The organism is Pontibacterium sp., assembly GCF_041587635.1.
Lineage (GTDB): Bacteria > Pseudomonadota > Gammaproteobacteria > Pseudomonadales > Balneatricaceae > Pontibacterium.
Map to the genome: position 1 here is coordinate 1 of NZ_JBFGYC010000389.1, position 3,955 is coordinate 3,955.

Sequence of the window (3,955 nt, forward strand, 5' to 3'; positions counted from 1 at the left end):
AAGAAGAGACTGCTATAAACCAACTTTCATGTAGATAACGACATTCTCTCTGTCTTTGGAGTGAATCATGGTCCCTCATGAAAATAGAGCCTGAGGCCACTCAGACTTCAGATAGTCAACCGTAAGTAGGCATTGTTCAAGCCGTCTATCGACTGCAAGCTGAAAGCCTACTATCGGGTAAGGCTTCGCGTGAGTTGTTAATACGTAAGGTTCTGGACGCCCCTCTGATGAGCATCTATTCTGGATTTACCGCTAAGTAATGTTGGCTCAATCCCCAAGAGGGCTACCTCATGACTAAGACCGTTACCGGAACATACGAATCCGTTAATCAAATTAAAAACGCACGAAACGATCTAATTGCTGTAGGAATTCCGCAGGAACAGATTTTCGTCGATGAAGAAAACTACCAAATCAAGGTGATGATTGCGGATGAAACCGAACCGGAGATTGAGGGTATTCTCAAAAATCACGATGCTAGTTCGACGACTGTAACAACTAAATAATACCTGAAGTGGCAACGCTGGCCGGAATTAGGATTCCCGAGGAATCTAAATGACTGCTTTGGGCTGTGGATTCAGTGGATCGTTGCAACACATAATATTGGGCCTTTACAGAATCTCGGGCTCAATTTTATCAAGCTTAAGATTCGTTGAGGGAACCAAGGCTATACTCGATTGCCTGACTCTCGATCACCAGATGCGACACGCCATCGATCTCCCGTTCTTCCGCCAGCGCCACCAGCTCATAAAACACGTTACGTGCAATCAGCCCTTCCATGCCAAAACGGACCGCAATGTACGGTGAAGGCTCACCGGTCTGGTCGCAGTGTTCCACCCTAATCGGATACTGTTCACCGGCAACAACCACGTCATCCGTTTTGCTGGTAAACACCAGCTCCGGCCCCTTCTCTCCTTCGCGTTGTTCCACGCTGACAAACAGAAAAGGTACGTCATCAACGTCGATACCCACTTTCTCAACCGGGGTTTTGAGGAAATACTGACCGTCTTCCATCCAGAGAACGCGGGAGAAGAGTTTAACCATGGACGGACGGCCAATAGGGGTGCCGCCGTAGAACCAGGTGCCATCACGGGCAATGCGCATCTCGATATCACCACAGAATTCAGGATTCCATTTCTCCAGCGGAGGCAACTGGTCACCCTGCTCCTGAATATTCTTACTGGCGGCGGTCAGATCAAAGCCCTTCTTGGTCACGCGTTTGCTCCTACAAAAAAGATGTGCGGTTCTACTTTCTTACGATATTTCTGACTTCAGTATTTCACTTACAGTTTACTGCGTTTTGGTGAATTCCCACTGTAGTGATTCTGTTTCAATCAAGCCACATTAAATTCACTCAACTTTGTTATCAAAACTTTCATCTTATAACCTAATCACATGAAAATGATTAATTGTTAGAATAGTCCGTACTTAAAAAAGACAAAGTAGCAGCATACAAAATGAAACAGGATCTAAGAGCTAAGTTTGCAGACCCAAGTCGTGGTGTTTACCTGATCGGTACATGCCCTCCTAAGGATGGCACGTCTCCGGAGCAGGCAAACGAGATCGCGACTAAGTTGCTGGCCCGTCTGGGTCAGATCGACTATGACGGCCTGATTGTGTATGACATTCAGGATGAGAGCAGCCGTACCGATGTACCGCGCCCGTTCCCGTTCATGCGAACCTTAGATCCACGAATGTATTCCAAGCTGGTACGTGAAATCGCTGAACACCCGGTTATCACCTATAAAAGTGTATCTCAGCGTGATCGTGATGATTTCAACAACTGGCTGGATGACGCCTGGAACGACTATGGCGTACGTGACATGGTCATGGTCGGCAGCCCCTCCAACGATGGCGAGATCAAACTGTCCCTGAACGATGCCTATGATGCGGTCGGTGAGCATCCGCTGGATTATCAGCTGGGCGGTGTGACCATCGCGGAACGTCACGCTAAGAAAGGTGATGAACACCTGCGTCTGCTGGATAAGTCCAATAAGGGTTGTGAGTTCTTCGTCTCTCAGGCGGTGTACAACTCTCAGGCCACCATCGATTTGCTGACCAGCTATGCCCGTGAATGTCGTATCCGAGGCGAACAGCCAAAGCGGATCATTCTGACATTCACCCCATGTGGCGGCGCTAAGACACTGGAATTTATGGAATGGTTGGGTATCTCGGTACCGGAAGGCACCCGCTGGCGTATTCTGGATTCTGCGAACCCATTGATGGAATCGATTCGTACATGTCGTAGTAATCTGGAACAGATTCTGGATGCGGTCATCGATCTGGGCTTGCCGCTAGGCCTGAACATCGAATCCCTGACCAACCGTAAAGATGAAATCGATGCGTCGATTCGTCTCTACAAGCTGCTGAAAGCCACGCTGGATCTGCGTCTGGCCGAACAGCAACTCTGATTTCAGCACCTCCTTCAGCTGAATACTTCGGGCTCCCCTGCACAAGCACGGGAGCCTTTTTCCAGCTTCTGTGCTCAGTTGCGGTTCATCTGCTGCTGTAACTGCTCCATCTGCGCTTCAATCTCTGAAATGCGTTCCTTGATCAGTCTGTAGTTATTCGGCTCCCAAATGATCAACCGACGATTATGATCAATCTCATACTGCGCCTTGAGCAGAAAGTCGTTCCCCAGCAATCCTGCCGCACCGCCTGCACCACTGGGGTTATCCAACACCAAAGTGCTGACACCTTTCGTTTCATACGGCCCAATCACCACGCGGTCCATCTTAAGCTTTTCTGTTGGCACAAATCGGCCATCTGCCACCTGAGCAACCCCGGCACGTTTATACCGAGCCCGCAGTGGCTTAAGTGCGTGCTTGTAGAGCACTGTGGCCGAGGCACCGGTATCCATCACTAGGTTCAACTTCACCGATCGGCCGCTGTAGACCAGCTTGACCGGTGCTACAACAAGGTTATTTCTGATCATAACCGGCATTTCCAGCTGTTCTAACTGGTCCGATAAACGCCGATGATATGAAGACAGGTCATCACGACTCTCAAGATAGAGGCTTTGCTGCTGGAGCTCGATTTCTTCGGTTTCAGAGCGTTCAGGTTCCTCGCGGATATCTAACTGATCGCGATACTGCTGCGGAACGCGACTGATATTGTCGACATAGACCTTGTGTCCATCATCGGTCTCATAGTGATAGATACGGGCAAACACGGTGGGTGAAAGGAGTGAGAGAATTAACAGCGTGATAAAGATACGCATAATGTCATGTCCTTTTAGCTTTCTATCCCTAGAGTGCTAATGGGGTGTGATAAAAGAAAATATCCTGTTTATATGGCAAGGAAGTATTCGAACAGCTTGTCAGATGAATGCGGAGGCATGCCGTTGCTCTGTACGCGGGTTCATCCTTTTTCTTCCTGATAATACTGACTCTAAGCCCTATCGACGGAAAGTAAAAGGCACCCTGTAGGGTGCCCTCTAGAAACACTATATAAATCAAGTGTAATGATTAACCGAGAAAATTGTTCAAGCCATTCAGCACAAACACCGCCACGACCGCCAGAAAAACCAGACCAAAGCGCATCATCATACAAAAGCGGCAGACCTTCTTTGGCTTTTTCTGCGTCTTACTACTCACGGCTTAACCACCTGCCAACTTAACTTTGAAACCTTCTTTCTCAAGCACTGTCTTCAGCTTGTCCCGATGATCACCCTGTATCTCGATCACACCGTCTTTCAGCGCACCACCCGTACCACAAACTTTCTTTAGCTTTTTGCTCAGTGATTTCAATTCATCCGCCGCCAGCGGTACACCGGTAATCGTCGTCACACCCTTGCCTTTGCGTCCTGAGGTTTCACGACGAATACGTACGATGCCATCTAATCCTTCTATCCGCTGCTGATCAGCCAGCGAATCACAGATACAGGCATCCTGCGGCTTGCTGCATTCAGGACACATCACCCCGTGTTCAGTGGAATAAACCAGCCCCTGCAGCTGAT

6 protein-coding genes are annotated in these 3,955 nt (G+C 48.8%); 2 read left to right on the forward strand and 4 right to left on the reverse strand.

From position 1 onward, the window contains the following. The first annotated feature begins 290 nt into the window (after positions 1-290). Positions 291-503 carry a hypothetical protein gene (locus ABYW01_RS16060; protein WP_372834602.1) on the forward strand — a complete coding sequence of 71 codons (213 nt, stop codon included), beginning with the start codon at positions 291-293 and terminating at the stop codon, positions 501-503. 136 nt (positions 504-639) lie between these two features. Here the strand turns inward: ABYW01_RS16060 and ABYW01_RS16065 are convergent, their stop codons facing one another. Next, positions 640-1,191, reverse strand: coding sequence for a DUF1285 domain-containing protein (locus ABYW01_RS16065; protein WP_372834614.1), 552 nt, complete (start codon positions 1,189-1,191; stop codon positions 640-642). Between the two features lie 263 nt (positions 1,192-1,454). On the opposite strand from ABYW01_RS16065, the gene ABYW01_RS16070 reads away from it, so the two are divergent. Beyond that, positions 1,455-2,408 carry a hypothetical protein gene (locus ABYW01_RS16070; RefSeq protein ID WP_372834604.1) on the forward strand — a complete coding sequence of 318 codons (954 nt, stop codon included), beginning with the start codon at positions 1,455-1,457 and terminating at the stop codon, positions 2,406-2,408. 74 nt (positions 2,409-2,482) lie between these two features. Here ABYW01_RS16070 and ABYW01_RS16075 read toward each other — a convergent pair whose 3' ends face one another. From ABYW01_RS16075 to ABYW01_RS16085, 3 genes are all read right to left on the reverse strand, one after another. Further along, positions 2,483-3,217: an aspartyl protease family protein gene (locus tag ABYW01_RS16075; protein ID WP_372834607.1), complete on the reverse strand. Its 735-nt coding sequence runs from the start codon at positions 3,215-3,217 to the stop codon at positions 2,483-2,485. Between the two features lie 247 nt (positions 3,218-3,464). Further along, the gene (locus ABYW01_RS16080; RefSeq protein WP_372834609.1) at positions 3,465-3,593 is read right to left on the reverse strand and encodes a hypothetical protein; all 129 of its coding nucleotides are present in this window, start codon (positions 3,591-3,593) and stop codon (positions 3,465-3,467) included. Positions 3,594-3,596: 3 nt separating this feature from the next. Further along, positions 3,597-3,955 (reverse strand): translation initiation factor Sui1 (locus ABYW01_RS16085; protein WP_372834613.1); only part of this gene is annotated, 359 nt, incomplete at its 5' end.

What these genes read in the sequence shown, in the direction of transcription:
- ABYW01_RS16060 (WP_372834602.1), top strand. Translation starts at nt 291, where the DNA reads ATGACTAAGACCGTTACCGGAACATACGAATCCGTTAATCAAATTAAA.
- ABYW01_RS16070 (WP_372834604.1), top strand. Translation starts at nt 1,455, where the DNA reads ATGAAACAGGATCTAAGAGCTAAGTTTGCAGACCCAAGTCGTGGTGTT.
- ABYW01_RS16075 (WP_372834607.1), bottom strand. Translation starts at nt 3,217, where the DNA reads ATGCGTATCTTTATCACGCTGTTAATTCTCTCACTCCTTTCACCCACC.